23 protein-coding genes and 1 pseudogene are annotated in these 25436 nt (G+C 71.8%); 9 read left to right on the forward strand and 15 right to left on the reverse strand.

All coding sequences use genetic code 11. From position 1 onward, the window contains the following. Window positions 1–3: 3 nt before the first annotated feature. From ACZ6BB_RS05605 to ACZ6BB_RS05625, 5 genes are all read right to left on the reverse strand, one after another. Entirely contained in the window at window positions 4–909 is a 906-nt protein-coding gene (locus tag ACZ6BB_RS05605) for a 3,4-dihydroxyphenylacetate 2,3-dioxygenase (RefSeq protein ID WP_471614015.1), read from the reverse strand. Further along, window positions 902–2362, reverse strand: coding sequence for an aldehyde dehydrogenase (locus tag ACZ6BB_RS05610; RefSeq protein ID WP_471614016.1), 1461 nt, complete (start codon window positions 2360–2362; stop codon window positions 902–904). Before ACZ6BB_RS05610 ends, ACZ6BB_RS05605 begins: the two co-directional genes overlap by 8 nt. Before the next feature lie 122 nt (window positions 2363–2484). Beyond that, the gene (locus ACZ6BB_RS05615) at window positions 2485–3297 is read right to left on the reverse strand and encodes an acetoacetate decarboxylase family protein (protein WP_471614017.1); all 813 of its coding nucleotides are present in this window, start codon (window positions 3295–3297) and stop codon (window positions 2485–2487) included. A 14-nt stretch (window positions 3298–3311) separates the two neighbouring features. Beyond that, window positions 3312–4502, reverse strand: a complete 1191-nt coding sequence (locus ACZ6BB_RS05620; protein WP_471614018.1) for an NAD(P)/FAD-dependent oxidoreductase — start codon at window positions 4500–4502, stop codon at window positions 3312–3314. A gap of 5 nt (window positions 4503–4507) precedes the next feature. Then, on the reverse strand, window positions 4508–4696 hold the full coding sequence (locus ACZ6BB_RS05625) for a ferredoxin (protein WP_012998879.1): 189 nt from the start codon (window positions 4694–4696) through the stop codon (window positions 4508–4510). A 211-nt stretch (window positions 4697–4907) separates the two neighbouring features. Between ACZ6BB_RS05625 and ACZ6BB_RS05630 the strand changes: the two genes are divergently transcribed. Further along, on the forward strand, window positions 4908–6263 hold the full coding sequence (locus ACZ6BB_RS05630) for a glutamine synthetase family protein (protein WP_471614019.1): 1356 nt from the start codon (window positions 4908–4910) through the stop codon (window positions 6261–6263). A 20-nt stretch (window positions 6264–6283) separates the two neighbouring features. After that, window positions 6284–7588, forward strand: a complete 1305-nt coding sequence (locus tag ACZ6BB_RS05635) for a cytochrome P450 (protein WP_471614020.1) — start codon at window positions 6284–6286, stop codon at window positions 7586–7588. A gap of 186 nt (window positions 7589–7774) precedes the next feature. Here ACZ6BB_RS05635 and sigJ read toward each other — a convergent pair whose 3' ends face one another. Beyond that, window positions 7775–8710 (reverse strand): RNA polymerase sigma factor SigJ, encoded by a 936-nt coding sequence (gene sigJ, locus ACZ6BB_RS05640; protein WP_471614021.1) that lies wholly within the window; start codon window positions 8708–8710, stop codon window positions 7775–7777. Between the two features lie 113 nt (window positions 8711–8823). Between sigJ and ACZ6BB_RS05645 the strand changes: the two genes are divergently transcribed. From ACZ6BB_RS05645 to ACZ6BB_RS05655, 3 genes are all read left to right on the forward strand, one after another. Next, window positions 8824–9198 (forward strand): hypothetical protein, encoded by a 375-nt coding sequence (locus ACZ6BB_RS05645; RefSeq protein ID WP_471614126.1) that lies wholly within the window; start codon window positions 8824–8826, stop codon window positions 9196–9198. 94 nt (window positions 9199–9292) lie between these two features. After that, the gene (locus tag ACZ6BB_RS05650) at window positions 9293–10159 is read left to right on the forward strand and encodes an AraC family transcriptional regulator (RefSeq protein ID WP_471614022.1); all 867 of its coding nucleotides are present in this window, start codon (window positions 9293–9295) and stop codon (window positions 10157–10159) included. A 154-nt stretch (window positions 10160–10313) separates the two neighbouring features. Then, the gene (locus tag ACZ6BB_RS05655; RefSeq protein WP_471614023.1) at window positions 10314–10487 is read left to right on the forward strand and encodes a hypothetical protein; all 174 of its coding nucleotides are present in this window, start codon (window positions 10314–10316) and stop codon (window positions 10485–10487) included. 120 nt (window positions 10488–10607) lie between these two features. Here the strand turns inward: ACZ6BB_RS05655 and ACZ6BB_RS05660 are convergent, their stop codons facing one another. Beyond that, window positions 10608–11273: a DUF6215 domain-containing protein gene (locus ACZ6BB_RS05660; RefSeq protein ID WP_471614024.1), complete on the reverse strand. Its 666-nt coding sequence runs from the start codon at window positions 11271–11273 to the stop codon at window positions 10608–10610. Window positions 11274–11515: 242 nt separating this feature from the next. On the opposite strand from ACZ6BB_RS05660, the gene ACZ6BB_RS05665 reads away from it, so the two are divergent. Together ACZ6BB_RS05665 and ACZ6BB_RS05670 are read left to right on the forward strand one after the other, a co-directional pair. Then, complete coding sequence (locus ACZ6BB_RS05665; protein WP_471614025.1) at window positions 11516–12577, forward strand: Gfo/Idh/MocA family protein; 1062 nt, start codon at window positions 11516–11518, stop codon at window positions 12575–12577. Window positions 12578–12733: 156 nt separating this feature from the next. Further along, entirely contained in the window at window positions 12734–14947 is a 2214-nt protein-coding gene (locus ACZ6BB_RS05670; protein ID WP_471614026.1) for an alpha-L-fucosidase, read from the forward strand. A gap of 7 nt (window positions 14948–14954) precedes the next feature. Here the strand turns inward: ACZ6BB_RS05670 and ACZ6BB_RS05675 are convergent, their stop codons facing one another. Next, entirely contained in the window at window positions 14955–15995 is a 1041-nt protein-coding gene (locus ACZ6BB_RS05675; RefSeq protein WP_471614027.1) for an L-idonate 5-dehydrogenase, read from the reverse strand. 26 nt (window positions 15996–16021) lie between these two features. Further along, a pseudogene (locus tag ACZ6BB_RS05680) lies at window positions 16022–16459 on the reverse strand (SDR family oxidoreductase); the annotation flags it as partial. Window positions 16460–16662: 203 nt separating this feature from the next. Between ACZ6BB_RS05680 and ACZ6BB_RS05685 the strand changes: the two are divergent. Continuing rightward, window positions 16663–17436 (forward strand): SDR family oxidoreductase, encoded by a 774-nt coding sequence (locus ACZ6BB_RS05685; protein WP_471614028.1) that lies wholly within the window; start codon window positions 16663–16665, stop codon window positions 17434–17436. 305 nt (window positions 17437–17741) lie between these two features. Here ACZ6BB_RS05685 and katG read toward each other — a convergent pair whose 3' ends face one another. After that, a complete protein-coding gene (gene katG, locus ACZ6BB_RS05690; RefSeq protein WP_471614029.1) occupies window positions 17742–19958 on the reverse strand; it encodes a catalase/peroxidase HPI in 2217 nt (738 codons plus the stop codon). A 24-nt stretch (window positions 19959–19982) separates the two neighbouring features. After that, window positions 19983–20426: a Fur family transcriptional regulator gene (locus ACZ6BB_RS05695; protein WP_471614030.1), complete on the reverse strand. Its 444-nt coding sequence runs from the start codon at window positions 20424–20426 to the stop codon at window positions 19983–19985. 237 nt (window positions 20427–20663) lie between these two features. Here ACZ6BB_RS05695 and ACZ6BB_RS05700 point away from each other — a divergent pair, with 237 nt between their 5' ends. Further along, the gene (locus ACZ6BB_RS05700) at window positions 20664–21338 is read left to right on the forward strand and encodes a UdgX family uracil-DNA binding protein (protein ID WP_471614031.1); all 675 of its coding nucleotides are present in this window, start codon (window positions 20664–20666) and stop codon (window positions 21336–21338) included. Between the two features lie 31 nt (window positions 21339–21369). Here ACZ6BB_RS05700 and ACZ6BB_RS05705 read toward each other — a convergent pair whose 3' ends face one another. The 4 genes from ACZ6BB_RS05705 to ACZ6BB_RS05720 all read right to left on the reverse strand — a co-directional run bounded on the left by ACZ6BB_RS05705 (window position 21370) and on the right by ACZ6BB_RS05720 (window position 25182). Further along, window positions 21370–22164, reverse strand: coding sequence for an SAM-dependent methyltransferase (locus ACZ6BB_RS05705; protein WP_471614032.1), 795 nt, complete (start codon window positions 22162–22164; stop codon window positions 21370–21372). Window positions 22165–22292: 128 nt separating this feature from the next. Beyond that, the gene (locus ACZ6BB_RS05710) at window positions 22293–22946 is read right to left on the reverse strand and encodes a LutC/YkgG family protein (protein WP_471614033.1); all 654 of its coding nucleotides are present in this window, start codon (window positions 22944–22946) and stop codon (window positions 22293–22295) included. Further along, window positions 22943–24430, reverse strand: a complete 1488-nt coding sequence (locus ACZ6BB_RS05715) for a LutB/LldF family L-lactate oxidation iron-sulfur protein (RefSeq protein WP_471614034.1) — start codon at window positions 24428–24430, stop codon at window positions 22943–22945. Before ACZ6BB_RS05715 ends, ACZ6BB_RS05710 begins: the two co-directional genes overlap by 4 nt. Then, window positions 24427–25182: a (Fe-S)-binding protein gene (locus ACZ6BB_RS05720; protein ID WP_383882382.1), complete on the reverse strand. Its 756-nt coding sequence runs from the start codon at window positions 25180–25182 to the stop codon at window positions 24427–24429. The genes ACZ6BB_RS05715 and ACZ6BB_RS05720 overlap by 4 nt, the downstream gene beginning before the upstream one ends. Between the last annotated feature and the right edge of the window lie 254 nt (window positions 25183–25436).

The following is a 25436-nucleotide window of genomic DNA, read 5'->3' on the forward strand; positions in this document are numbered from 1 at the left end:
TTCCTAGGGGAGTCGGTGAGGGGTGCCGGTCCAGCCGGCGGCGGGGCGGTCGAACCACAGATGCACCTGTCCGGTGCCGATGGAGTTCTCGTACTCCCCGTACTGCCGGGCCGTGGCGACACAGTCCTGTTCGCCGAGCGCGCCCGCCATCATCAGGTAGTGGAAGAACCTGGCCTCGGGCTTGTACTTCCAGAACTCGTCCATGGTGTCGAGGACCTTGTCGTGCCGGCCCTCCTTGAACCAGGCGATCCGTTCGAGGTCCGCCGCACGGGCCTCGGGCGTACGGATGTGCACCGGATCGCTGGACTCGTGGTCGCGCAGCTCGCGCAGCGGCCAGAAGGTGTGGGAGAGGGCGCCGGAGGCGATGAGCAGGACCCGCCGGCCGGGGGTGGCGGCGATGCCGTCGGCGAGCGCCCGGCCCAGCCGCAGATGGTCCTCCATGTCGCCGGTCTGGCAGACGCCGATCGTCACCCAGCGTTTGTCGGGCAGCCCCTCGCCGAGGAACTTCCAGAGGTTGATCGTGGCGTAGTAGATCGGCAGGTACTCGTCCTCGATCGCGGTGATCCAGGTGCCGTGCTGGTCCGCGAACCGCTCGATGTTCCGGGCCAGTTCGGGGTCGCCGGGGAAGTCGTACGGCATCCGGCACATCCCGCGCGGCAGCTCCTCGGAGGTGAAGAGACCGGCCCGGCGCTGCTGCGCGGTGACCACGAACTCCACCGTCGTCGCCCAGTGCGAGTCGAGGACCACGACGGTGTCGTAGTCGTCGCGGGAGAAGACGTCCTCGCGCAGCTGCCGCAGACCGGTGACGAGGGTGATCTCCCTGCCCTCGTTCAGCTCCAGCCGGTCGGCCTCCGGCAGGACGATGGTGGGGACGTGGGCGAGGAGCCCCGCCCCGACGATCTCACCCATGGTTGTTCCATCCGTTCGGCGCGGTGACGGTGTTCTTCACGTCGCAGTAGAAGTCGAAGCTCCAGGTGCCGCCCTCCCGGCCGACCCCGGAGTGCCGGGAGCCGCCGAAGGGAGCCTGGAGGTCGCGGACGAAGAAGCAGTTCACCCACACCGTGCCCGCCACCAGCCGTTCGGTCACCCGGGCGGCACGCTCGGTGTCACCGGTGGCCAGGGTGGCGGCCAGTCCGAAGCGGGTGTCGTTGGCGAGCCGGACCGCCTCGTCCTCGTCGGTGAAGGTCTGCAGGGTCAGGACCGGTCCGAAGACCTCCTCCTGCACGATCTCCGAGTCCTGGGCGACATCGGTGAGCAGGGTGGGCGCGTAGTACTGCCCCTCCCCGGGGTGCCCGCCGATGACCACCCGGGCCCCGTCGGCCACGGCCCGGCGCACGAAGCCGTCGATCTTCTCCAGCTGCCGGGGATGGATGTTGGGCCCGATGTCGGTGGTCTCGTCGCGCGGGTCGCCCTGCGTCAGCGCCGAGGCCCGCTCCACGAACCGCCGGGTGAACTCCTCGGCGACCGACTCCTCGACCAGGAACCGGGTGGCCGCGAGGCAGACCTGCCCGGCGTTGTCGTACTGCTCCACCGCGAGGTCCACGGCCAGGTCCAGGTCGGCGTCCGCGAACACCAGCAGCGGTGACTTGCCGCCCAGTTCGAGGCTGAGCGGGGTGAGGTTCGGCGCCGCCGAGGCGGCGATCCGCTTGGCCGTGGGCACCGATCCGGTGAAGCTGATCCGCCGCACGTCCGGGTGCGAGGTGAGGGCGTCACCGATCTCCGAGCCGTACCCCTGGACTACGTTGAGCACCCCGGCGGGCAGACCCGCTTCGGCGGCGATGTCCGCCAGCAGCGAGGCGGTCAGCGGGGTCCACTCGGCGGGCTTGAGGATCACCGTGTTGCCGGCGGCGAGGGCCGGGGCGACCTTCCAGGTGGCCAGCATCAGCGGCGCGTTCCACGGTGTGATCAGCACGGAAGGGCCCGCCGGGTCCCAGCTCACCTCGTTGGTGTGCCCGCGCGTCTCGAAGTCCTCGTGCGCCAGCGTGAGCAGCCAGTCGGCGAAGAACCGGAAGTTGTGCGCCACCCGCGGCATCACGCCCCGCCGGTGCGAGCGCAGCAGCGCCCCGTTGTCGTTGGTCTCGACGATCGCCAGCTCTTCGAGCCGCTTCTCGACCCCGTCGGCGACGGCGTGCAGGACGCGGGCGCGTTCGGCGCGGGAGGTGGCGGCCCAGGCGGGGAACGCCTCGCGGGCGGCGGCGACGGCGGCCTCGACCTCGGCCGCTCCACCGCGCGCGATCTCGCCGAGGACGCGGCCGTCGATGGGGGAGACGTCCGTGAAGGTCTCGGCGGAGGCGACTCGCCGCCCGCCGATCCAGTGCCGGGTGTCGACGGAGACTCCGGCGACGGTGATCTTGTCAGACATCAAAGGGATTCCTTCTCGGGATGGTGGCGGACCCGCTTACCTGGGGGCGCGGGGCTGTCGTGGCGGGCGGTCCGCCGGACGGGCGCGACCGGTCACGGACGACCCGTACGCCGGCGACGGCCCTACTCGGCGAGCGCGCCCGACAACCCGGACTCCAGCAACCGTCCGCCGTCCCAGACGACCCCGACCTGCCGGTAGTACGCGGCGATCGGTTCCTCGACCGACAGCCGGGCCAGTTCCTCGGTCGGCGCCTCGAACAGCTCCAGCTCGGCCTCGCCGACCCACGGCTGTCCGCCCTCGAAGGACGCCGCCCCGGTCTCGATCAGCTCGTCCAGCGCCAGCCCCTTGCCCTTCTCGATCGACGGCAGCCACCGGTGGTGGGCCATCGGGTGGGCGTTCACGAAGCCGTTGGTCTGCGACGGCTCCCGCAGGGTGACGACCGTCTGGGCCAGCCGTCGATCGGCCGCGGCCAGTGTCGCCCCGAACCGGGCGCCCGCCTCGATCCGCGGCGCGGGCCCCAGCGGATGCGGCCGCGTCTGGTGGATGGACCCCAGCTTCTTCGGGTACCCCTGGTGCAGTCCGCGCGCGATGGCGAAGTCCTTGTCGACCCAGATGTAGACGCACCGCGAGTAGGTCCGGCCCTTGTAGCGGCAGCGGACGACCGCGAAGGCCTCCTTGTACTGGGAGAGCACCGGGTCGAGCAGTTCCGCGCCCGAGGCCGAGCAGGACTGCCAGTCGGCCCAGATCAGCGCGACCGCGCCGGGGTCCTCGTCGGCCAGTTCCAGGGGCTCCGGCAGCAGTTCACGCACCCGCGCGGGATCCGTGCGGTACTCGACGGTGAGCAGGTCGCCCGAGTAGCGCCACGGCGGCGAGGGGATCAGCGACGAGGCACCGCTCGCCGTCTTGGGGTGGAAGTATCCACGGACACTGGTCATGGTCAGGGGGATCCTTACGCGGTGAGGGCGGGCTGCTTGAGCAGTTCGGCGCGGTGGCGGGCGGCGGCGGACACGGTGGCGGGGCCGCCGAGCGCGACGACCCCGACCAGCCGGCCGCGGTGGTGGTAGCCGGCCAGGACGTCCCCGGCGGGGTCGCCCTCCAGGACCCGTACGTCGTCCCGGCCGAGGACCGGCGCGCCGAAGGACTGGAGCCGGAAGTCGTGCTGGTCGCTCCAGAACGTCGGCAGCGGCGCGAAGGGGGGCAGCTCGGCGCCGGTGAGGACTTTCGCGGCGTGCTTGGCGGTGTCCGTGGGGATCGACCAGTGCTCGACGCGGCGGGGCACGCCGTCGTAGCGGGCGTTGGGGAAGCGGGCGACATCGCCGACGGCGACCACCTCGCTCCGCCCGCCGACCCGGAGCTGGTCACAGGTGAGCACGCCGTCGGACAGGTCCAGGCCGTTGCCCTCCAGCCACTCGACGTTGGCGACCGAGCCGACCGACTCCACCACCACGTCGGCGGGCAGCACGGTCCCGTCGCCGAGCACCACACCCGTGACCCGGTCCTCGCCCTCGAACCCGGCGACGCCCGTGCCGAGCGCGAACCGCACCCCGCGCTCCTCGTGCCGCCGCAGCAGCGCGCGCCCGAGCAGCTCACCGAGCGGACCGACCATGGGCAGCGGCAGCGGATCGACCACGGTCACCTCGGCGACACCGAGACCCACCGCCGTGGCGGCGACCTCGCAGCCGATGAACCCGGCGCCGATCACGACCACCCGGGCGCCGGGCCGGGTCAGTTCCTCGCGCAGGCCCTGCGCGTCGGCCAGCGTACGGACCGTGTGGCGGCCGGCGAGCGGGCCGGGGCAGTCGAGGCGGCGGGGCCGCATACCGGTGGCGACGACCAGGGCGTCGTACGACAGTGCCGAGCCGTCGTCGAGTTCCACGCTCCGCTCGTCGAGGCGTGCGGCGACGACCTTCGTGCCGAGCCGCCACTCCACGTCGGCCACGCTCGCGCGGGGACGGAACGCCAGCGACTCGAAGGGCGCCTTCCCGGCCAGCACCTCCTTGGAGAGCGGGGGCCGGTTGTAGGGCATGTGCGGCTCGTCGCCGACGACGGTGACGTGCCCGGTCCAGCCCGCCGCCCGCAGCTGCTCGGCGGCGCGCAGACCGGCCATCGAGGCACCCGCGACGACCACGTGTCCTGTCATGGTGCTCAGCCCTCGATCCGGATGGCCTGGAGGGGACAGACGTCGGCGGCTTCCTCGACCTCGTCGAGGAGCGCGTCGTCGGGGTCGCTGACGTAGGCCAGGTGCCCGTTCTCGTCGAGCTGGAAGACGTCGGGGGCGGCGAAGACGCACTGTCCGTGGTCCTGGCACTTGTTCATGTCGACGACGACCTTCATGGCCGGTCCTCCTGGGGATCAGGGCGTCGGGCGGGGTGGGGAGCCGACGGTGAGGCATCTCGTTTGGCTTCAAACAACATAGGAAGCCGTCACCCCCTGGTCAATACCTGTCCAGGTGGATAATTTTTTGTGTCCGACCCCTTGCGGGCCGATCGAGACGTTCTTATCGTTTGGCATCAAACAATCGGCCCCAGTCGTCTAGGAGACAACGGTGAGCGCATCTGAAACGCCGGCCGTCGGGCATTACCAGGAGCGGCTGGCCGCAGAGGGCATCGATGTGGTCCGGGTGACCTACCCCGACCTCATCGGCACCGACCGGGCCCGCGACGTGCTGCTCGAGCAACTGCCCACGGCGTGCGAGCACGGGCTCGCCTTCTGCCGGGCTGTCTACCACACCTCGCCCCAGGGCGATGTCGTCCCCGTCGCCGGAGGGCTGGACGCGGGCCTGCCCGACATCCACGTGCGCCCCGACCTCGACACCCTGGTCGCCCTGCCCTGGGAGCCCGGGGTCGCCGTCTGCCTCGGCGAGACCATCGACCCGGCCACCGGGGCACCCGCCCCCGAGTCCCCGCGCGACCTGCTGCGCTCGGTGCTCGCCCGCTGTGCCGAACAGGGCCTGCGCCCCGTGGTCGGTCCCGAACTCGAATACTTCCTCTGCGACGAGGACCCCGCGTCGCCCAGCGGCTTCAAGCGCTACGCGGGCACCACCGGCGCCGTCTACACCGCCGGCCTGCGCGCCGACCCCGACAACCACCTGCTGCGCACCCTGCGGCACCTGCGCGACCTGCGCATCGGCGTCACCAACGGCAACCACGAGTTCGACGGCGGCCAGTTCGAGATCAACCTGACGCACTCGGAGGCCCTCTCGGCCGCCGACCGCTCCTTCCGCTTCAAGGCCGCCGTCAAGGAACTCGCGCGGCGGGAGGGCCGCCTCGCCACCTTCATGGCCAAGCCCTTCAACGACGCGGGAGGCTCCGGCTTCCACCTCCACCTGTCCTGCGACGACGACCGGGGACGGAACGCCTTCGACGACCCCGCGGGCCGGTACGGACTCTCCGACACCGCCCGTCACGCCGTGGCCGGTGTCCTCGCCCACGCCCCGGCGCTCGCCGCCCTCGCCAACCCCACGATCAACTCCTACAAGCGGTTCGGCCCGGACACCCTCGCGCCCTGGCTGATCGACTGGGGGCTGGACAACCGCAGCGCCATGGTTCGCATCCCGCCCGAGCGGGGTGCCGGCGCCCGTCTGGAACTGCGGCTCGGCGACGCCGGAGCCAACCCCTACCTGCTGATCGCCGGCGCGATCGCCGCCGCGCTGCTCGGCGTCCGCGCCGGCGAGGAGCCCCCCGCCCCGCTGGAGGGCTACGGCTACGACACCGCCCGCTCGGCCGTGCTGCCGACCAGCCTGCCCGCCGCCCTGGACGCGCTGGAGGCGGACACCGCCCTGACCGAGATCCTCGGCAAGGCCTTCACCACCTCGTACCTCTCCTACAAGCGCGATGAGGTCGAACGCTTCCAACGGCATGTCACCGACTGGGAGTTCACCGAGTACGCCTACCACCTGTGAAGCCCAGGAGAACCACCGCCATGACCACTTCAGCCCACCTTCCCCCCGCCCTCGTACGCGAGGCCGTCCAGGAGCCCATGCCCCTGGCCGACGTGGACCTCGCCGACCTCGACAACTTCACCGACGGCGTCACCCCGTGGCGCATGTTCCACACCCTGCGCCACCAGGACCCGGTGCACTGGCAGCCGGAGGAGGCCCCCAACTCCGGTTTCTGGTCGGTGACCCGGCACGCCGACATCGCCCGCGTCGACCGCGACGCCGAGACCTTCACCTCCACCCGCTTCGTCAACCTGGAGGAGGTCGACGACGACCAGATCAAGATCCGGGCCTCCATCCTGGAACTGGACGGCGTCCGCCACCGCGCCCTGCGAAGCGTGATCCAGCGGCAGTTCGGCGCGAACGTCATCAACAGCTACACCGACTTCCTGCGCGGCCTCACCGCCCGCACCCTCGACGCGGCCCTCGCCAAGGGCACCTTCGACTTCGTCGCCGACGTCTCCGCCGACTTCCCCATCAACGTCCTCGCCCGGCTCCTGGACGTGCCCCCGGAGGACAACCAGCGCCTCATCGACTGGGGCAACCGCATCATCGGCAACACCGACCCCGACTACGCCGACGTCCTCCTGCACAGCGCGGAGAGCGAGCGCTACCGCGACCTGCCGTTCCGCTCGCCCGCCTCCCTCGAAGTCTTCGAGTACGGCCGTGAACTGGCCCGGCAGCGGCGCGGCGGCGACGGCACCGACCTGGTGTCCAAGCTGGTCAACACCACCCCGCGCGACGGCGTCCCGCTCTCCGCGCAGGACTTCGACAACTACTTCCTGCTCCTGGTCGTGGCCGGCAACGAGACCACCCGCCACACCATCACGCACTCCATGCTGGCCCTGCTGCAGCACCCGGAGCAGCTCGCCCGCCTCCAGGAGGACCCCTCCCTGATCCCGGCGGCGACCGAGGAGTTCCTGCGCTGGGCGTCCCCCGTCTACCACTTCCGCCGCACCGCGACCCGCGACGTCGAACTCGGCGGCAAGCAGGTCAAGGAGGGCGACAAGGTCGTCATGTGGTACGCCTCCGGCAACCGTGACGAGGCGGTCTTCGGCAACCCGTACGACTTCGACGTCGCCCGCGCCGACAACGACCACGTCACCTTCGGCAAGGGCAGCCCGCACCTGTGCCTGGGCAATCTGCTGGCCCGCACCGAGATCCGCATCATGTTCGAGGAGCTGATCCCGCGCCTCGCCGACATCCGTCTCGTCGGTGACGTGCCGCGCGTCCGCTCCAACTTCGTGAACGGCATCAAGAAGCTGCCGGTCGAGGTGACCCTCGCCTGACACACCCTCGGGCACCGGTGGGGGAGATGCCCGCCGGTGCCCGAGCCGTCTCGCCGTCGGCGGACCCGTTCGGGACGGTGCCGGGGAGACGGCGCCCGGGGACCTACCGTCGCTGTAGCGGACGCAAGCCCCTGAGCCCGGGGTTCCCGGTGGTGCTCGGCGCAGCCGGGCGACGACAGAAGGGCCCTAGTCCTCTCCGGTCCACGGACGGAGCTTCTCCGGGTTGCGGACCGCCCAGATCCGGGTGACGTGTCCGTCGCGGACGTCGAACGCCGCCACCGTCATCACGACCCCGGCCCGCCGGGCCACCAGGCCCGGCACACCGTTGACGGACCGCTCCAGGAGTTCGAGCCCGGGGGCCCTGTCGGCGATGGCGACCAGGTACCGGGCGATGCGCGCGCCGCCCTCGACCGGGCGCAGGACGGCGCCGACCAGGCCGCCGCCGTCGGCGGTCAGCACGGCCGACGGGTCGAGGAGGGCGACGAGGGTGGCGATGTCCTTGGCCTCCCAAGCCTCCTTGACCCGGCGCACCACCTCGGCCCGGCCGGACGCCGTCACGGGGACGGCCGGAGCGGACACGGCCCCCACCCGCCGTCGGGCGGAGGCGGCCAGTTGCTTGCAGGCCGCGGGGGTCCGGCCGAGCACGTCGGCGATCTCGGCGAAGGGGTACCGGAAGACGTCGTGCAGCACGAACGCCACGCGCTCGGCGGGCGTCATCGACTCCAGGACGACGAGGAGGGCCATGTCCACCGATTCGTCCAGGACGATCAGGTCGGCGGGGTCGGCGGGGTCCGCCGAACCGCTGGGGCCGGTGCCGCCCGCACGGTCCGGGCCGGCGCGGTCGGGCAGCGGCTCGGGCAGCCACGCGCCGACGTAGCGCTCACGGCGGGCCCGTGCCGAGCCGAGGAGGTCCAGGCAGATACGGCCGGTCACCGTGGTCAGCCACGCGCCGGGGGAGCGGATCTCCTTCCGGCGGCTCCGCGCCAGGCCGTACCAGCGTGCGTAGGCGTCCTGCACGGCGTCCTCGGCCTCGGTCACCGAACCGAGCAAGCGGTAGGCGACATTGACCAGTCGGCGTCGCTCGCCGTCCACCACGTCCGTGCCGGTCCCGACAGTCGCCATGCCTCCGGCCGCCTCCTCGCCTTACCTTTCACGGGCCCACGTCGTCGAACCGGTGAGACCTTATCGATCCACTGCCCACGGGCGGAAACGGGGACGACGACATGGCCACCGGGATGACGGCGAAGGCGACGGCGACGGGGAACGGGCAGCGGGGCTCCTCGTTCCTGCGGATCGCGATCGCCCTGCAGACCTCGACCATCTTCCTCCAGGCGGTCTCCGCCGGACTGCTGCTGACCTCGTCCTTCGGGGAGACCCTGCACGGCGTCGGCGCCCGAGTGATGTACGGGGCGTCCATGCTGTACGTGCTCGCGGCGGTACTGGCGTGGAAGCCGGGCGGCGGCCCGCTCCGGCCGGTCCTGCACGCCTGCGGCTTCCTCGCCCTCGCCTCGGTCCAGGTCGTGCTGGGCATCGCGCACGTCCCGTCGGTCCATCTCCCCCTGGGCGTGCTGATGTTCGGCCTGAGCCTGCTGGCCCTGGCCAGGCGCTGAGCCATGGCCCGCGCCCGACCGGAGCGGGCACAGGATGTCGGGTGCGGCAGGGTTGCTCCTTCCTAACGTGGCGGGTGAAAGGAAGGAGGCCGGGGTGCTGGAACGGCTCAACCAGGCCATGGAGCACATCGAGGACCGTCTCGATCAGCCGATCGAGGTGGCCGACCTGGCACGGATCGCGGTGACGTCGGAGTACCACCTGCGGCGGCTGTTCTCCGCGCTCGCGGGCATGCCGCTGTCGGAGTACGTCCGGCGCCGACGGCTCACCGTCGCCGGCGCCGAGGTGCTGGCCGGCGAGCGGACCCTGCTGGAGATCGCGGTGCGCTACGGCTACGGCTCCGGGGAGGCGTTCGCGCGGGCGTTCCGCGCCCTGCACGGCGTCGGCCCCGGGGAGGCCCGGCGGACCGGAGCGAGTCTGCGGTCCCAGCCCCGGATGTCCTTCCGCCTCGTCGTCGAAGGGAGCGCAAGCATGCGGTACCGAGTGGTGGAGAAGGAGGAGTTCCGGGTGGTCGGAAGGGGGACCCGGGTCCCGCTCGTGCACGAGGGGATGAATCCGGCGATCGCCGATTTCATCCGGGGCATCGGCCAGGAGACACTGCGACGGATCGAGAGCCTGTCGGACCAGGAACCGCGGGGCGTCGTCTCCGTCAGCGACAATCTCGACGGCAGCCGGGCCGAGGGGACCGAACTCGACTACTTCCACGGGGCGGTGACCCGGGCCGCGGTCCCCGACGACATGCAGGAACTCACCGTCCGGGCCGGGACCTGGGCCGTCTTCGAGAACTCGGGGCCCTTCCCGCAGGCGCTCCAGCATCTGTGGCGGGACGTGTTCACGCAGTGGTTCCCGTCCAACCCGTACCGCAGCCGTCCCGGCCCGGAGATCCTGCGGACCCGGCTGTCGCCCGACGCGGCCCAGGCGGACGCGGAGCTGTGGATCCCGGTGGAGCGGATCCCGCTGTGAGCGCCGGCGCGGCTCGGTGTCGACCGCATCTGGACTCGATGCGCGTCGCCACCAACCTCCGCGGCAACTGCGTTGCGGCCTTCGGCGTCTCCCGCTGGGAGGGCGCGCTCGACACCGCACGTGCGAAGAGGGTGCTGGGGGAGAGCTTCCCTTCGTGGAGGAGGCGGACACGGGAGCGGAGGACGGCGACCGGGTGTCGACCGGGACCGGCACCCAGGCCGAGGCCGTCGCCGGGGTCGTGGCTCCGCGGGAGGCGGTCGTCGGGCCCCGCGAGCCCGTCGAAGCGCGGGACCAGTCGGGCAAGGACCGTCCGGCCCGGACGACCTGAGGAACGTGACCCCGCCCACGGGGCCGGCCCCCGTCGAGAGCGATCGGCGGCGGTCCGCCGGGACGTGCGCGGGGGAGGGCCACGGCGTACGTCTCCTCGGCCTCCGTGGGAGAGGTCCGGTCAGCCGGTCGGTTTCCAGCCCTGGAGTTTCGGCAGGACCTTCTCCGCGACCCGGAACAGCGCGTTGTCGTCGGGGCGCTGGGAGTCCTGGCGCCAGATGACGAGTTCGAAGGTGCTGCCGCTGTCCTTCGGGTCCGTCGCGACCAGCAGCCGGCGGGCGACTCCGCCGGGGCCGGACTCGGCGTCACCGCCGCCGAGTCCGAAGGAGATGGAGATCGTCCGGCCCGAGTAGAGGACCGCCCGGTGTCCCAGGACGGTTCTGCTCTCGGCGTCGGCGCCCAGGTGGTCCTCCGACTCGGCCACCGGGAGATCGTCGAAGGACGCCGAGAGCTTCACGGTGTAGGTGTCCAGTTCGACGGTCGCCTCGGGGGTGACGGTCCTGGTGCCGTCGGCCCACTTCGACTCGCTCTCCCCGCCCGACGCGCTCACCGCCTGCTCGGCCGGTGTGCCGAGGAGCTCGGGCAGGTCGGCACGGTTCAGTGCGGTGCAGAGCCGCGCACCGGAGACCTCGCCCCGTGGGGCCCGCGAGGCGTCGTCCGAGGACGAGCAGACGGCCGGTCCCACGGTCCCCGGCGTCCGGCCGAGGAAGTCGCCGAGCAGCCACAGCCCGCCCAGGACCACCCCGACGGCCGCCACCGCCGAGAACACCTGGGCCCCGGTGCTCATCTCCTTGCGGGAACCCGCACCGGGCCCGGGCTGCGGACCCGCTCCGGGCCCGGCGGCACCCGCTCCCCAAGCCGTTCCGGAAGCCGTACCGGAATCGGTGACGTCGTCGATCATGTCCCCCGTGCCCCCACCTTGATGTGCACACGCCCCCCGTGTGCCGGGGGAGCCTAACCTGTGACCGGACCGAGGGAAAACGGAATTCCGCTTACGGGATCCGTCCGGACACGAACGAAGGGAACGCCATGTCCTCGCAGGGCTCACCCGGTTCTCGGCAGGGCTCGTCCGGCGCGCGCTCGGCTTCGCTCGGCGTCGCCGTCGTCGGCACCGGCCGGATGGGCGCCGACCACGTGCGCCGGCTCACCGAGGTGATCAGCGGCGCCCATGTGGCCGCCGTGGTCGACCTCGACACCGACCGCGCCGAGGCGGTCGCCGCCGGCGTCGAGGGGTGCGTGGCCCACGCCGACATCGCGCAGGCGCTGGCCGCACCGGGGGTCGACGCCGTCCTCGTCGCCTCCCCGGGGCCCGCCCACGAGGCGGCCCTGCACACCGCCTTCGAGCACGACCTGCCCGTCCTGTGCGAGAAGCCCCTCACCCCGGATCCCGCCTCCGCGCTGCGCCTGCTGGAGGCCGAGCGGCGGCTCGGGCACCGCCGGGTGCAGGTCGGGTTCATGCGCCGCTACGACCGGGAGTACCTCAAGCTCAAGTCCCTGCTGGACGGCGGGGAGCTGGGCCGCCCGCTGCTGCTGCACCACCGGCACCGCAACGCCGAGGCGCCGCCCGGGTTCACCGACGCGATGGCGATCAACGACTCCGTCGCCCACGAGATGGACGTCACCCGCTGGCTGCTCGGCCAGGAGATCACGGCCGTCACCGTGCTGCGGCCCCGCCCGTCCGCGCATGCCCCGGAGGGTCTGAGCGACCCCCAGTTCGTCGTGTTCGAGACCGACGGCGGTGCCGTGGTCGACGTCGAGATCTTCCTCACCGCCCGTTACGGCTACCAGGTCCAGGCCGAGGCGGTCTGCGAGAACGGCACCGCACGCATCGGCGACGGGCACGACATGGTCGTCAACACGGCCGGACGCTGGGGCGGCACGGTCACGCCGGGCTATCTCGAACGCTTCGAGGACGCCTACGACCGACAGGTCCAGGCATGGGTCGACGCCACGCGCCGGGGCGAGGTCACCGGACCCGGCATCTGGGACGGATACGCCGTCGCCGCCATCTCCGAGGCGGGCGTCCGCGCCCAGCGGGAGGGCGTGCGTGTCGAGGTGGACCTCGTCGAACGCCCCGCTCGCCAGGACTGACCCCTGACGATGACCTGCCCGCCGATACATGTGATGTTTCCATCGGTTGAAGTAGGGTTACGTCCGGAAAAAGCAGCCAACCCTCTTCCCCTTCCGCAACATTCATCCCTGTACAGTCGTTGACAGCTGCGGTCCGCATGCCTGACGTTCGTGCGTATGTCGCAATCGATCAGCAGGCGCAGGCTTCTGACGGGTGCCACGGCCGTCGTCGTGGCCACCGCCGCCACCGACGTGTGGGCGGCCGGGAGTGCCGTGGCCGGCTCGAAGAACTACAAACCCACCTGGGAATCCGTGAACAGACACACCGCCGCCCCCGAGTGGTTCCGGGACGCCAAGTTCGGCATCTACTTCCACTGGGGCGCGTTCAGCGTCCCGGCGTACGACAGCGAGTGGTATCCGCGCAACATGTACATGTCGGGCCACAAGGCGAACAAGCACCATATCGAGACCTACGGCGACCCGGCCGACTGGCCGTACCACCACTTCATCGACGGGGCCGACGACCTCGCGGGCCACCACACGGAGTTCGCGCCGAAGCTCAAGTCGGCGGGCGGGAACTTCGACCCGGACGAATGGGTGCAGCTGTTCGTCGACGCGGGCGCACGGTTCGCCGGGCCGGTCGCCGAGCACCACGACGGCTACTCGATGTGGGACAGCCGCGTCAACGAGTGGAACTCCGTGGACAAGGGCCCGAAACTGGACCTGCTGGAGCTCTTCACCGACGCCGTCCGGGCGAAGGACCTGAAGCTGCTGGTCGCGATGCACCACGCGTACAACTACACCGGATTCTTCGAGTTCGCTCCCGAGCAGTCGGACCCGAGTCTGCAGAAGCTGTACGGGCAGCTGAGCCCGGAGGCCGAGAACCAGCTCTGGTACGACAAGCTCAAGGAGGTCGTCGACCGGTCCCGGCCCGACATCCTGTGGCAGGACTGGCGGCTCGACCACGTCGACGAGAAGCAGCGGCTGAACTTCCTCTCGTACTACTTCGACGAGGCGAACAAGTGGGGCAAGGAGGTCGTCGCCACCTACAAGGACGGCTTCGACGCCCACAGCTCGGTCTTCGACTACGAGCGCGGCGGCCCCGCCGACATCACCGCGCCGTACTGGCTCACCGACGACAGCATCTCCAACACCAGCTGGTGCTACACCGAGGGCATCGGCTACTACTCCCTCGCGCAGATGCTGCACTCGTTCGTCGACCGCATCAGCAAGAACGGCACCGTGCTGCTCAACATCGCACCGAAGGCCGACGGCACCATCCCGCAGGGCCAGAAGGACATCCTGCTCGGGATGGGCGACTACCTGAAGCGGTTCGGCGAGTCGGTCTACGGCACCCGGGCCTGGACCGTGTACGGCGAGGGGCCGACGAAGATGGGCGGCGGCGCCTTCACCCGGCCCACCGCCGGTACCGCCCGGGACATCCGGTTCACCCGCGACAAGGAGGGCACCGTCCTCTACGCGACCGTCATGGGCTGGCCCGGCGACTCACTGACCCTGAAGACGCTCGGCTCCGACCGGATCGACCTGGACTCGCTCACCTCGGTGGAACTCCTCGGATCCGAGCCCGGCACCTACCTCGGCCTCGACGCCCCGGACCAGAAGGCGGCCGGGCTGAAGGTGACCCTCCCGGCGAAGCCCTTCGACGCTCCCGCGTACGTCCTCAGGTTCCGTTTCTCGGGCGGGATCCCCGTGCTCCAGCCCCATCTGGGCGCGCTGGTCTTCGAGGACTCGCGCTTCCGCGGCGACGGCGTCGTGCTCTCCCTGGGCGACCACACGGCGGATCAGCTCACCCTCGCCGGCATCGAGCCGCGCAAGCTCTCCTCGCTGAAGCTCGCCCCGGCCCACCGGCTGGTCGGCTACTCCGCCGACGACTTCACCGGCACCGCCTGGACGTTCACCGCCGACAGCCCAAGGGTCCGGGAGAAGATCACCTCGCTGCGGGTCGTGCTCGATCCCGCCGCCCGCTTCCGGATCACCAATGTCGTCAACGGCCTCTCCCTGGACAGCGGGGGAGCTGTGCCGAGCGGTTCGCCGCTCAAGCAGTGGGCGTGGGACGACTCCGCGAACCTGCAGTGGTACGCCGTCCCCCTCGGCGACGGCCACTACAAGCTGGAGAACCGGGCCAACGGCATGGTCGCAGACGGCTGGGGCGCCACCGCCGACGGTTCCCCCGTCCGGCAGGCGGCGTGGAAGAACTCCACCGACCAGCAGTGGCTGATCACCCACCGGGGCGACGGCCGCTACACCCTCGCCAACCGCACCACGGGGCTCGTCCTCGACGGCGGCGGCAACGTCTCCGCCGGATCGGCCGCCAAGCAGCGGACGTGGGACTCCAGCACCAACCTGCTGTGGACGCTGGCCCAGGTCTGACGTCCCCTCACTCCTCCCCTGACAGATCCAGCAGCACCTTGGAGGCGATCGTGCGGTCCTGAGCCGTGTCGAACGCGTCGACGGACCGCGCCAACGGGAAGGTGTGCGTGACGACCGCGTCGACCGGGAGGCCCTGGGCCAGCAGGGACAGGGCCTCGTCGAACTCGGTGTCGAAGCGGAAGGACCCGCGCAGTTCCAGCTCACGGGTGACCGCGACATTGCCGAGCAGTCCGATCTCGCCCGGTGGCAGCAGGCCGAGCATCACCACGACGCCGCCCCGCCGTACCCGCTCCACACAGCTGCGCAGCCCGGCCGGTGCCCCGGACGCCTCCACGGCGAGGTCGAAGACACCGGCCCAGGCGGGATCGGCGGGCCGGTCCGCCCGCACGGTGGCGGTGGCGCCGACCTCGCCGGCGATCCGGAGCGGCTCCTCGTGGAGGTCGCTGACGACGACCTCGGCGGCGCCCGCGTGCCGCAGCGCGGCCACGACCAGCAGGCCGATCGGACCGGCCCCGGTGACCAGCACCCGCCTGCCGCTCACCGCACCGGCCCGGCGTACGGCGTGCAGGGCCACCGCCAGCGGCTCGGCGAGCACGGCACGTCGCATACCGAGCCCCGGCGGCAGCTCCCGCACCTGCCCCGCCGGCACGGTGATGTGCTGCGCGAACCCGCCCTGCACATGCGGGGTGTGGGCCGCGCTGCCCAGGTAGCGGGTGTGCGCGCAGACGTTGCGGGTGCCGCGGGCGCACTCGGGGCAGACCCCGCAGGGCGTGGCGGGGTGGATCGCGACGGCGGTGCCCACCGCGGGGGCGTCCGGACCCTCGACGCCGGCCCCGAGCGCGGCGACCCGGCCCACCACCTCGTGGCCGAGCACCATGGGCTCGCTCAGGGCGAAGTCGCCGACCCTGCCCCGGTGGTAGTAGTGCAGATCGGAACCGCAGATCCCGCCGAGGGTGACGGCGACCGCGATCTCACCGGGCGCGGGACCGTCCGACGGCCGCTCCTCGATGCGGAGGTCGCCGGCTCCGTGGACAACACACGCGTGCATGGGGGCTCCTTGAGGGGTCGGCCGGGTCACAGGACAGACAGCATGCCGCCGTCGACGTACAGCAGCTGCCCGTTGACGAAGTCGGAGGCGGGGGAGGCGAGGAAGAGCAGGGCGCCGACCAGGTCCTCCACCCGGCCCCAGCGGCCGGCGGGGGTCCGCCCCCGCACCCAGGCGCTGAACTCCTCGTCCGTGACCAGCGCGGAGCTGAGTTCGGTGTCGAAGTAGCCGGGGCCGATGCCGTTGACCTGGATGCCGTGCGGCCCGAGGTCGGCGCACATGCCCTTGGTGAGCGTCTTCAGGCCGCCCTTGGCCGCGGAGCAGGGCGCGATACCGGGGCGCACCGCCTCGCTCTGCAGCGAGCAGATGTTGACGATCTTGCCGTGGCCCCGGGGGGCCATACGGCGGGCGACCTCGCGGCCCACGAGGAAGGCGCTGGTGAGGTTGGTGTCCAGCAGCGCGTGCCATGGGTGATGCCGTGCGGGTGCTCGCCGACCAGAACGAGCAGCCTGATCGTCCGTCCGACGGACGATCTCGTCGCCCTGGTCCCGCTGCTGCGGTCGGCGGCGGACGAGCTGGGGGTCCGGCTGCCGGCCCGTTGACCCGCCCTCCCCGTTCGCGGTGAACTGCCCTGCATCGGCGGCGAGTTCACAGCGGAGAGGCTGACGACATGGGCGACCCGGACGGGACCCGCGCGAGACCGCTCGACGGGAGGACCGCACTGGTCACCGGGGCGGGCACCGGAATCGGCCGGGAGACGGCCCTGATGCTCGCCGGGGAGGGCGCGAGGGTGGTCCTCGTCGGGCGGCGCAGGCACGTCCTCGACGAGGTCGCCGCCGCCGTCACGCACGCCGGGGGTACGGCCTTCGCCCGCTGCGGGCATGTGGAGAACGCCGACGAGGTGCGGGAGCTGATCGCGTGGGCCCGGGAGGCCGCGGGCCCCGTGGACATCCTCGTCAACAACGCGGGCGGTGCCGGTCCGACCGGCGACGTCCGCGGGCTCGGCGAGGATGAGTGGAACGCCGTCATGGGCGTCAACCTCACCGGGGTGTACCTGCTCACCCGGGCCGTCCTCCCCGACATGCTGGAGCGCGGCGGCGGCACGATCATCACGATCTCCTCGCTCGCCGCGCTGCGTCCCACCCCGCTCGGCGGCGCCCCGTACGGCGCGGCCAAGGCGGGCGTGCGCAACTTCATGGCCTATCTGCGCACCGCGTTCCGGGACGCACACGTCCGGGCGACCTGCATCCTGCCCGGCGAGGTCGACACCCCCGCCCACGACGGCCGCGCCGTGCCGCCGAGCCAGGAGCGGCGGGCCGCCATGGTGCGCCCGGAGGACGTGGCACGGGCCGTCCTGCTGTGCGTCACGCTCCCCGCGCGCACGGTGATCGAGGAACTGGTCATCGCGCCCACCGTGAGCGCCCCGCCCCGGCGGCCGTCCTGAACAGGGACTGTCCGCAGGCGGGGTTCCAGGCGGCGAGCACGAACAGCAACCCGGGGCCGTACGTCCGTGAGCCGCAGCCGCCTCTGCGGGGTGCTCCGGCGCGCGCGGACCTCGACCGTCTCGCCCTCGCCGCAGCCGAGCCGCTCGGTGTCGCCCGCCGACATCTCCCCCCACAGCTCGGGGGCCGCCGCGGCGAGCCGCGGGGCCGACTGCCGGTTCCGGCCCGGACCAGGACGGCCGGCGCGGACGCAAAGACGTCCGGGCCGGCCCCTGAGGGGCCGGCCCGGACGCCGTGAGCCGGAGGATCAGACCAGGTCGAAGCGGTCCAGGTCGGAGACCTTGGCCCACGCCGCGACGAAGTCCTTCACGAACTTCTCCTTGGCGTCGTCGCTCGCGTAGACCTCGGCGAGGGCGCGCAGCTCGGAGTTCGAGCCGAACACGAGGTCGGCACGGGTGCCGGTCCACTTGACCTCGCCGGTGTCCGCGTCACGGCCCTCGAAGAGGGTCTGGTCGGCGGAGGTGGACTTCCAGGTCGTGCCCAGGTCGAGCAGGTTGACGAAGAAGTCGTTGGTGAGGACACCCGGGGTGGCGGTGAAGACACCGTGCGAGGACTGGGCGTGGTTGGCGCCCAGGACCCGCAGACCGCCGACGAGGACCGTCAGCTCGGGGGCGCTCAGCGAGAGCAGGTTCGCCCGGTCGATCAGCAGGTACTCGGCGGGGAGGCGGTTGCCCTTGCCCTGGTAGTTGCGGAAGCCGTCGGCCGCCGGCTCCAGCGCCGCGAACGACTCGGCGTCCGTGTGCTCCTCCGTCGCGTCCACGCGGCCCGGGGTGAAGGGCACCTCGACGTCGACACCGGCGTCCTTGGCGGCCTTCTCGACCGCGGCGGCTCCGCCGAGGACGATCAGGTCGGCCAGGGAGACCTTCTTGGCACCGGCGTTGAAGTCCGCCTGGACGCCCTCCAGGACGCTCAGGACGTGACGCAGGTCGTCCGGGTTGTTGACCTCCCAGCCGCGCTGGGGCTCCAGGCGGATACGGGCGCCGTTGGCACCGCCGCGCTTGTCGCTGGACCGGAAGGTGGAGGCCGACGCCCACGCGGTGGACACCAGCTGCGAGACGGTCAGACCCGAGGCGAGCAGCTTGGTCTTGAGCGCCGCGATGTCGGCGGCGTCGATGACCGGGCCCTCGGCCTGCGGCAGCGGGTCCTGCCACAGCAGGGTCTCCGCCGGGACCTCCGGGCCGAGGTACAGCGACTTCGGGCCCATGTCACGGTGGGTCAGCTTGAACCAGGCGCGGGCGAAGGCGTCCGCGAACTGGTCGGGGTGCTCGTAGAAGCGACGCGAGATCTCCGCGTAGATCGGGTCGAAGCGGAGCGACAGGTCGGTGGTGAGCATCGTCGGGAGGTGCTTCTTCGACGCGTCGTGGGCGTCGGGGATGATCGCCTCGGCGTCCTTGGCCACCCACTGCTTGGCGCCGGCCGGGGACTCCGACAGCTCGTACTCGTACTCGAAGAGGTTCTTGAAGAACCCGTTGCTCCACCGGGTCGGCGTGGCGGTCCAGGTGACCTCCAGGCCGGAGGTGATGGCGTCGCCGCCCTTGCCGGTGCCGTAGGTGGACTTCCAGCCCAGGCCCTGCTCCTCCATGGAGGCGGCCTCGGGGTCGTCGCCCACGTTGTCCGCGGGGCCGGCGCCGTGCGTCTTGCCGAAGGTGTGACCACCGGCGATGAGGGCGACGGTCTCCTCGTCGTCCATCGCCATGCGGCGGAACGTCTCACGGATGTCGCGGGCCGCGGCGAGCGGGTCCGGGTTGCCGTTGGGGCCCTCCGGGTTGACGTAGATCAGACCCATCTGGACGGCGCCGAGCGGGTTCTCCAGCTCGCGGTCGCCGGTGTAGCGCTGGTCGTCCAGCCAGGTGGTCTCGGGACCCCAGTACACGTCCTCGTCGGCCTCCCAGACGTCGGCGCGGCCGCCGGCGAAGCCGAAGGTCTCGAAGCCCATCTGCTCCAGGGCGACGTTACCGGTGAGGATCATGAGGTCGGCCCAGGAGATGGACTGGCCGTACTTCTTCTTGACCGGCCACAGCAGACGGCGGGCCTTGTCCAGGTTGCCGTTGTCCGGCCAGCTGTTCAGCGGCGCGAAGCGCTGCTGACCGCGGCCGCCACCGCCGCGGCCGTCGCTGATGCGGTACGTGCCGGCGCTGTGCCAGGCCATACGGATCATCAGCGGGCCGTAGTTGCCGAAGTCGGCCGGCCACCAGTCCTGCGAGGTGGTCAGCACCTCGGCGATGTCCTGCTTCACGGCAGCCAGGTCGAGGTTGTTGAACGCCTCGGCGTAGTCGAACTCTCCGCCGAGGGGGTTCGCCACGACCGGGTCCTTGGCGAGGATCTTCAGGTTGAGGCGCTCCGGCCACCACTGACGGTTCCCGCCGCCCTGGGTCGGGTGCGCGGCACGCCCGTGGGCGACCGGGCAGCCGCCCGTCTCCTCGGGCTTCGCGTCCGTCACGATCGCGTCGTGGTTCTCAGTCATGGGAGTCCTTCCGGAACTGGTGGATCACGGTGCTGAACTACTGGCTGCGGAACAGGGGGGACACAGGCCCCAGTAGATGACCTCGGCCTCGTCGATCGCGAAGCCGCGGTCGTCGGCGGCGGTCAGACACGGGGCGTGCCCGACCGCGCAGTCGACGTCGACCACGACACCGCAACTGCGGCACACGAGGTGGTGGTGGTTGTCCCCGACACGGCCCTCGTACAGGGCGGGGCTGCCGGGTGGTTCGAGGCGGCGCACGAGCCCCGCGCCCGCCAGTGCGCCGAGGGCTTCGTACACGGCCTGGAGCGATATGTGGCCCACGCGATCGCGCACCCCCGAGGCGATCGCTTCGACGCCGAGGTGGTCGCCGTCCCGGACGGTCTCCAGCAGCGCCACGCGCGCGGCCGTCACCCGCAGGCCGGCACCGCGCAGCTCCTCGGCGGTGTTCGGAGGCTGGGATGCGGTCATGGGGCCAACCTACCCTCAAAAACACGAACAGTTCAAGAAAACGAACAACCCAAGTTTGCTGTGCTTCCCCAGCCACCGTGCGTGACCGCCCGAACGGTTCCGGGGCTCGCCCGCACGGCCTCCCACCTGCGACGGCTCCTCCCGGCCGGGGCAGGGGGACAAGGTGGTGGATCCCGGGTGACCGGGGTACCCGGGCGCGAGCGGAGAGCCCGGTTCCGGTGAAGGAGGCGGCTGCGGATGAGCCCCACCACACACGCGCGTGACGAGCGGACCTACGACGCCGGCCCGTACCTCCCGAGCCGCGGCGGTCTCCCCGCCCACCGTCGGGCCGCGGCCGACTGCCGGGGCTGCCCCCTGTGGGAGGACGCCACCGGCACGGTCTTCGGCAAGGGCGACGAGTCCGCACGACTCCTTCTCGTCGGCGAGCAGCCGGGAGACCAGGAGGACCGGCAGGGCGAGCCGTTCGTCGGCCCCGCCGGGCGGCTGCTGCGCCGGGCGCTGGAGGAGGCCGGGATCGACAGGGACACGGCCTATGTGACCAACGCGGTCAAGCACTTCAAGTTCACCCGGCCCCCGGGCGGCGGCAAGCGCCGTATCCACAAGGCCCCCGACCTGCGCGAGGTCGCCGCCTGCCGTCCCTGGCTGCTCGCCGAACTGCGCCTGGTCCGGCCCGAGGTCGTGGTCGTCCTCGGCGCGACGGCGGGCCGTGCGCTGCTCGGCGCCTCCTTCCGGGTCACCAGGGACCGCGGGGCGCTGCTGCCCCTGCACCCGGACGGAGAGCCGGGGCCGTACGTCGTGGCCACGCTCCACCCCTCCGCCGTCCTGCGCGCCGACGACCGCGAGGGCGCGTTCGCGGGGCTGGTGTCCGACCTGAAGGTGGCCGCCGAAGCTTTGGCCAAGACTGAGCCGTGATGCGCGTGTCGTCATCGTCGTGCCCCGGCCCTCAGGGCTTGCGGGCCACGCCGCCGAAGCAGTCCACCTCCGACGGCTCGTCAAAGCCGCCCGGCCCGCCCCGCCAGCGCGCCACGGACACGAGCCCGGGCGCCAGCGGTTCCAGGCCGTCGAAGAAGCGGGTGAGCTGTGCGGGGGAGCGGTTGACGCGCGGGTTGTCGCTCGCCTTGTTCCAGTGCGCGACCATCGCGCGCATCGCCTCCGGCCGGTACACCTCCGTGCTGTCGCCGAGCACGAGATGGCTGCCCGAGGGCAGGGCGTCCAGCAGTCGGGCGACGATGCCGTACACGCTCTCGTCGGGTACGTGCGCCGTGATCCCGAGCAGCACCAGACCCACCGGCCGGGTGAGGTCCAGGGTGTCGGCCGCGCGGTCCAGGATGGTGTCCGGGTCGCGCAGGTCGGCGGCGACGAAGGCGGTCGTGCCCTCGGGGGTGCTGGTGAGCAGGGCGTGGGCGTGGGCGAGGACCGTCGGGTCGTTGTCGACGTAGACGATCCGCGCGTCCCGGGCCGCGTGCTGGGCGACCTCGTGGGTGTTGTCCGCGGTGGGCAGCCCGGTGCCGATGTCGAGGAACTGGCGTAAACCGGCCTCCTCGGTCAGATGTGTGACCGCTCTGCGCAGGAAGGCCCGCTGGGCGCGGGCGATGTCGACGATCTGCGGGTTCATCCCGCGGATCTCGTCGCCGACCTGCCGGTCGATCTCGTAGCAGTCCTTGCCGCCGAGCCAGTAGTTCCAGATCCGGGCCGAGTGCGGCACACCGCTGTTGATCGACGGACGGTCAAGTGGCATGGATGCTCCCCGTGTTGGCACCTTCGGCCGCCGCCAACCTAGCAAGATCGCCACGTACGTGACCGGTGGACAGCCGTCGGAACGACCGCCCACCGTCGAGATCCGGCCGACCGCACCCCGGGTCCGCCCTAGTCGCCGCTCCCGGTCACCAGCACCACCTCCAGGGTGCGCGGACCGTGCACGCCCTCCACCCGGTCCAGCTCGATGTCGCTGGTCGCGGACGGGCCGGAGATCCAGGTCAGCGGGCGGGCCGGGTCGAGACGTGCGAGGGCCCGCGGCACCGACGACACGACCTGTTCCGGTACCCGGACGACGCAGATGTGATGGTCGGGCACCAGGGTGATCCGACGGCGGCCCTGGTCGGCGGAGCCGTCGAGGACGAGGGTGCCGGTCTCGGCGACGGCCAGGGCGCAGGCCGTGACCACACTGTCGACCCGGTCCAGCTCGTCCGCGGTGCTCGACGCGCGGTCGTGCACCGCTGTCGCGTCGGCCGCCCCCAGCCAGTGCGGCGGCAGCCCCGGCGGCACCAGCACGGTCCCGGAGCCCCGCTCGGCCAGGAGCCGAGCGAGCAGCTGCGGCAGCCGCGCGTCCTCGCAGCGGTGCACGATCGCCCGGTAGTCCGCCAGGTTCTCCGCCAGCAACTCCACCGTCTCCGCGGCGCCCAGCCCCCCGTGCTCCCGGAGGTAGTCCCGCTGGACGGCCCGCTCGTACGGGGTGTCGTCCCGGGGCACGTCGGCGAGGGCACGCCGCACCCGGCCCAGGATCAGTTCCCTGCTGCTCACTTGCCCGTGTCCTTTCCGCCGTTCGTCCGCTGCCACCAGTCCCGGAACGGCTCGGCGGGCAGCTTCGGGAGGTCGCGACTGGCACTCCACGCCCTGCCGGGGCCCGGCAGCGTACGGGGATGGAACCGGCGGGTGCGCGAGGCGATCCGCTGCCCGGCGCGCAGCGCGCCGGGGTGGCTGAACGCCCAGCGGGCCGCGCGCATCGCCGCCCGCTCGGCGGCGTGCCCCTTGGCGGGCTTGAGCACGACCTTGGTGCCCCGTTCCGTCACGGTGCCGCCCTGCGCGACCCGCTCCCGCAGATGCACCAGCACCTCCGGGATGTCGATGGCGACCGGACACACCTCGTAGCAGGCGCCGCACAGCGAGGAGGCGTACGGCAGGGAGGCGTCGATCTCGCTCCGCGTGCCCCGCAGCTGAGGGCTGAGGATGGCGCCGATCGGGCCCGGGTAGACCGAGCCGTACGCGTGGCCGCCCGCCCGCTCGTACACCGGGCAGACGTTGAGACAGGCCGAGCAGCGGATGCAGCGCAGGGCCTGCCGGCCGACCTCGTCGGCGAGGGTGTCGGTGCGGCCGTTGTCGACGAGGACCAGATGGAAGGTCTGCGGCCCGTCGGCCGTCTCGGAGTCCGTCGTGCCCGTCCAGGTGGAGGTGTACGGGTTCATCCGCTCGGCCGTCGAGGAGCGGGGGAGGGTCTGCAGGAACACCTCCAGGTCCTGCCAGGTCGGGACGATCTTCTCGATGCCGACGACCGAGATCAGGGTCTCGGGGAGGGTGAGGCACATCCGGCCGTTGCCCTCCGACTCCACGACCACCATCGTGCCGGTCTCGGCGACCATGAAGTTGGCGCCGGAGACGCCGACCTTGGCCCGCAGGAACTTCTCCCGCAGATGCAGCCGCGCGGCCTCCGCGAGCTCGGCGGGGGTGTCGGTGAGACCCTCGGGGGCCGGGCGGCCCCACTCGCTCATCTCGCGCGCGAAGATGTCCCGGATCTCGCCCCGGTTGCGGTGGATCGCGGGGACGAGGATGTGCGAGGGCCGGTCCTTGCCCAGCTGGACGATGAGTTCGGCGAGGTCGGTCTCGTAGGCGCGGATCCCCTCGGCTTCGAGCGCCTCGTTCAGCCCGATCTCCTGGGTGGCCATCGACTTGACCTTGACGACCTCGCTCTCCCCGGTCGCCTTCACGAGATACGTGACGATCCGGTTGGCCTCGTCCGCGTCGGCGGCCCAGTGGACCGTGCCCCCCGCCGCCGTGACCGACTCCTCCAACTGCACCAGATACCGGTCGAGATGGCGGAGCGTGTGGTCCTTGATCTGTTTGCCCGCCTCGCGCAGCGCGGCCCAGTCGGACACCTCCGCCACCGCGGCGGCGCGCTTGGCGCGGATGGTGTGCGTGGCGTGGCGCAGATTGCCGCGCAGGGTCGCGTCGTGGACGGCTTCGTGCGCCGCCTCGGGGAAGGCCGGCATACCGAGATATGTCCCGCTCATGCGAGGGGCTCCTCTTCCGTGCTCGCCAGGATCTCCGCGATGTGCACGGGCCGGACGGCCGTGCGCAGCCGGGTCATCGTGCCGCCGAGGTGCATCAGGCACGAGTTGTCGGCCGCGCACAGCACCTCGGCGCCCGTCGACTCGGCGTTGCGCACCTTGTCCGCGCCCATGGCCGCCGAGACATCGGAGTTCTTCATGGCGAAGGTGCCGCCGAAGCCGCAGCACTCGTCGGCGCCGGGCAGCTCCACCAGCTCCAGCCCCTTCACGGCGCCGAGCAGCTTCCGCGGCCGTTCGCCCAGCCCGAGGCTCCGCAGCCCGTGACAGGTCGGGTGGTACGTCACCTTGTGCGGGTAGTACGCGCCGACGTCGGTCACACCCAGCACGTCCACCAGGAACTCGGTCAGCTCGTACGTCTTCGGCACGACCGGCGCCAGCGTCCGCGCCAGGGTGTCCCCCCGCCCCTCCGCCCGCGCCCGCTCACCCATCCGCGGATACAGCTCCCGCACCATCGCGCCGCAGGAGCCGGACGGCGTCACGATCGCCTCGTAATCACGGAATACATCGGAGAACTTCCGGGCAAGCGGCTCTGCCTCGTGACGGTATCCGGTGTTGTAGTGCGCCTGCCCGCAGCAGGTCTGCCCCTCCGGGAAGTCGACATCGACCCCCAGCCTGGTCAGCAGTTTCACCACGGCGCGACCGGTGTCCGGATAGAGCGTGTCGTTGACACAGGTCAGGAACAGGGCGACACGCATCGCGGCTCCTCAGGGGTCGGTCATCGGATGAGTGCAGGGTACGACGCGGCTGCGCGGAGGGCGAGAGGCCCCCCGTACCGATCGGCGGGCGCTGGTGGATCCGCGGGCCGGCCGGCGCCGGAACGGCCGCGCGGTCCATCGCCGTGGGGGGGGGGGGGGGGAGTTTCCAAAAGGGGGAGGGTGTTCTCCCCCCCCCCCACGACCCACTGGCTCCCCTGTTTTTTTCGCGCAACCACCACTGCGTTTTTGGTGTG

The sequence above is a fragment of the Streptomyces sp. NPDC041108 genome (genome assembly GCF_055592645.1).

What these genes read in the sequence shown, in the direction of transcription:
- ACZ6BB_RS05635 (WP_471614020.1), top strand. Translation starts at nt 6,284, where the DNA reads ATGACCACTTCAGCCCACCTTCCCCCCGCCCTCGTACGCGAGGCCGTC.
- ACZ6BB_RS05610 (WP_471614016.1), bottom strand. Translation starts at nt 2,362, where the DNA reads ATGTCTGACAAGATCACCGTCGCCGGAGTCTCCGTCGACACCCGGCAC.
- ACZ6BB_RS05715 (WP_471614034.1), bottom strand. Translation starts at nt 24,430, where the DNA reads ATGAGCGGGACATATCTCGGTATGCCGGCCTTCCCCGAGGCGGCGCAC.
- ACZ6BB_RS05625 (WP_012998879.1), bottom strand. Translation starts at nt 4,696, where the DNA reads ATGAAGGTCGTCGTCGACATGAACAAGTGCCAGGACCACGGACAGTGC.
- katG (WP_471614029.1), bottom strand. Translation starts at nt 19,958, where the DNA reads ATGACTGAGAACCACGACGCGATCGTGACGGACGCGAAGCCCGAGGAG.
- ACZ6BB_RS05670 (WP_471614026.1), top strand. Translation starts at nt 12,734, where the DNA reads ATGTCGCAATCGATCAGCAGGCGCAGGCTTCTGACGGGTGCCACGGCC.
- ACZ6BB_RS05615 (WP_471614017.1), bottom strand. Translation starts at nt 3,297, where the DNA reads ATGACCAGTGTCCGTGGATACTTCCACCCCAAGACGGCGAGCGGTGCC.
- ACZ6BB_RS05605 (WP_471614015.1), bottom strand. Translation starts at nt 909, where the DNA reads ATGGGTGAGATCGTCGGGGCGGGGCTCCTCGCCCACGTCCCCACCATC.
- ACZ6BB_RS05700 (WP_471614031.1), top strand. Translation starts at nt 20,664, where the DNA reads ATGAGCCCCACCACACACGCGCGTGACGAGCGGACCTACGACGCCGGC.
- ACZ6BB_RS05665 (WP_471614025.1), top strand. Translation starts at nt 11,516, where the DNA reads ATGTCCTCGCAGGGCTCACCCGGTTCTCGGCAGGGCTCGTCCGGCGCG.
- ACZ6BB_RS05685 (WP_471614028.1), top strand. Translation starts at nt 16,663, where the DNA reads ATGGGCGACCCGGACGGGACCCGCGCGAGACCGCTCGACGGGAGGACC.
- ACZ6BB_RS05675 (WP_471614027.1), bottom strand. Translation starts at nt 15,995, where the DNA reads ATGCACGCGTGTGTTGTCCACGGAGCCGGCGACCTCCGCATCGAGGAG.
- ACZ6BB_RS05620 (WP_471614018.1), bottom strand. Translation starts at nt 4,502, where the DNA reads ATGACAGGACACGTGGTCGTCGCGGGTGCCTCGATGGCCGGTCTGCGC.
- ACZ6BB_RS05705 (WP_471614032.1), bottom strand. Translation starts at nt 22,164, where the DNA reads ATGCCACTTGACCGTCCGTCGATCAACAGCGGTGTGCCGCACTCGGCC.
- ACZ6BB_RS05660 (WP_471614024.1), bottom strand. Translation starts at nt 11,273, where the DNA reads ATGAGCACCGGGGCCCAGGTGTTCTCGGCGGTGGCGGCCGTCGGGGTG.
- ACZ6BB_RS05645 (WP_471614126.1), top strand. Translation starts at nt 8,824, where the DNA reads ATGACGGCGAAGGCGACGGCGACGGGGAACGGGCAGCGGGGCTCCTCG.
- ACZ6BB_RS05695 (WP_471614030.1), bottom strand. Translation starts at nt 20,426, where the DNA reads ATGACCGCATCCCAGCCTCCGAACACCGCCGAGGAGCTGCGCGGTGCC.
- ACZ6BB_RS05720 (WP_383882382.1), bottom strand. Translation starts at nt 25,182, where the DNA reads ATGCGTGTCGCCCTGTTCCTGACCTGTGTCAACGACACGCTCTATCCG.
- sigJ (WP_471614021.1), bottom strand. Translation starts at nt 8,710, where the DNA reads ATGGCGACTGTCGGGACCGGCACGGACGTGGTGGACGGCGAGCGACGC.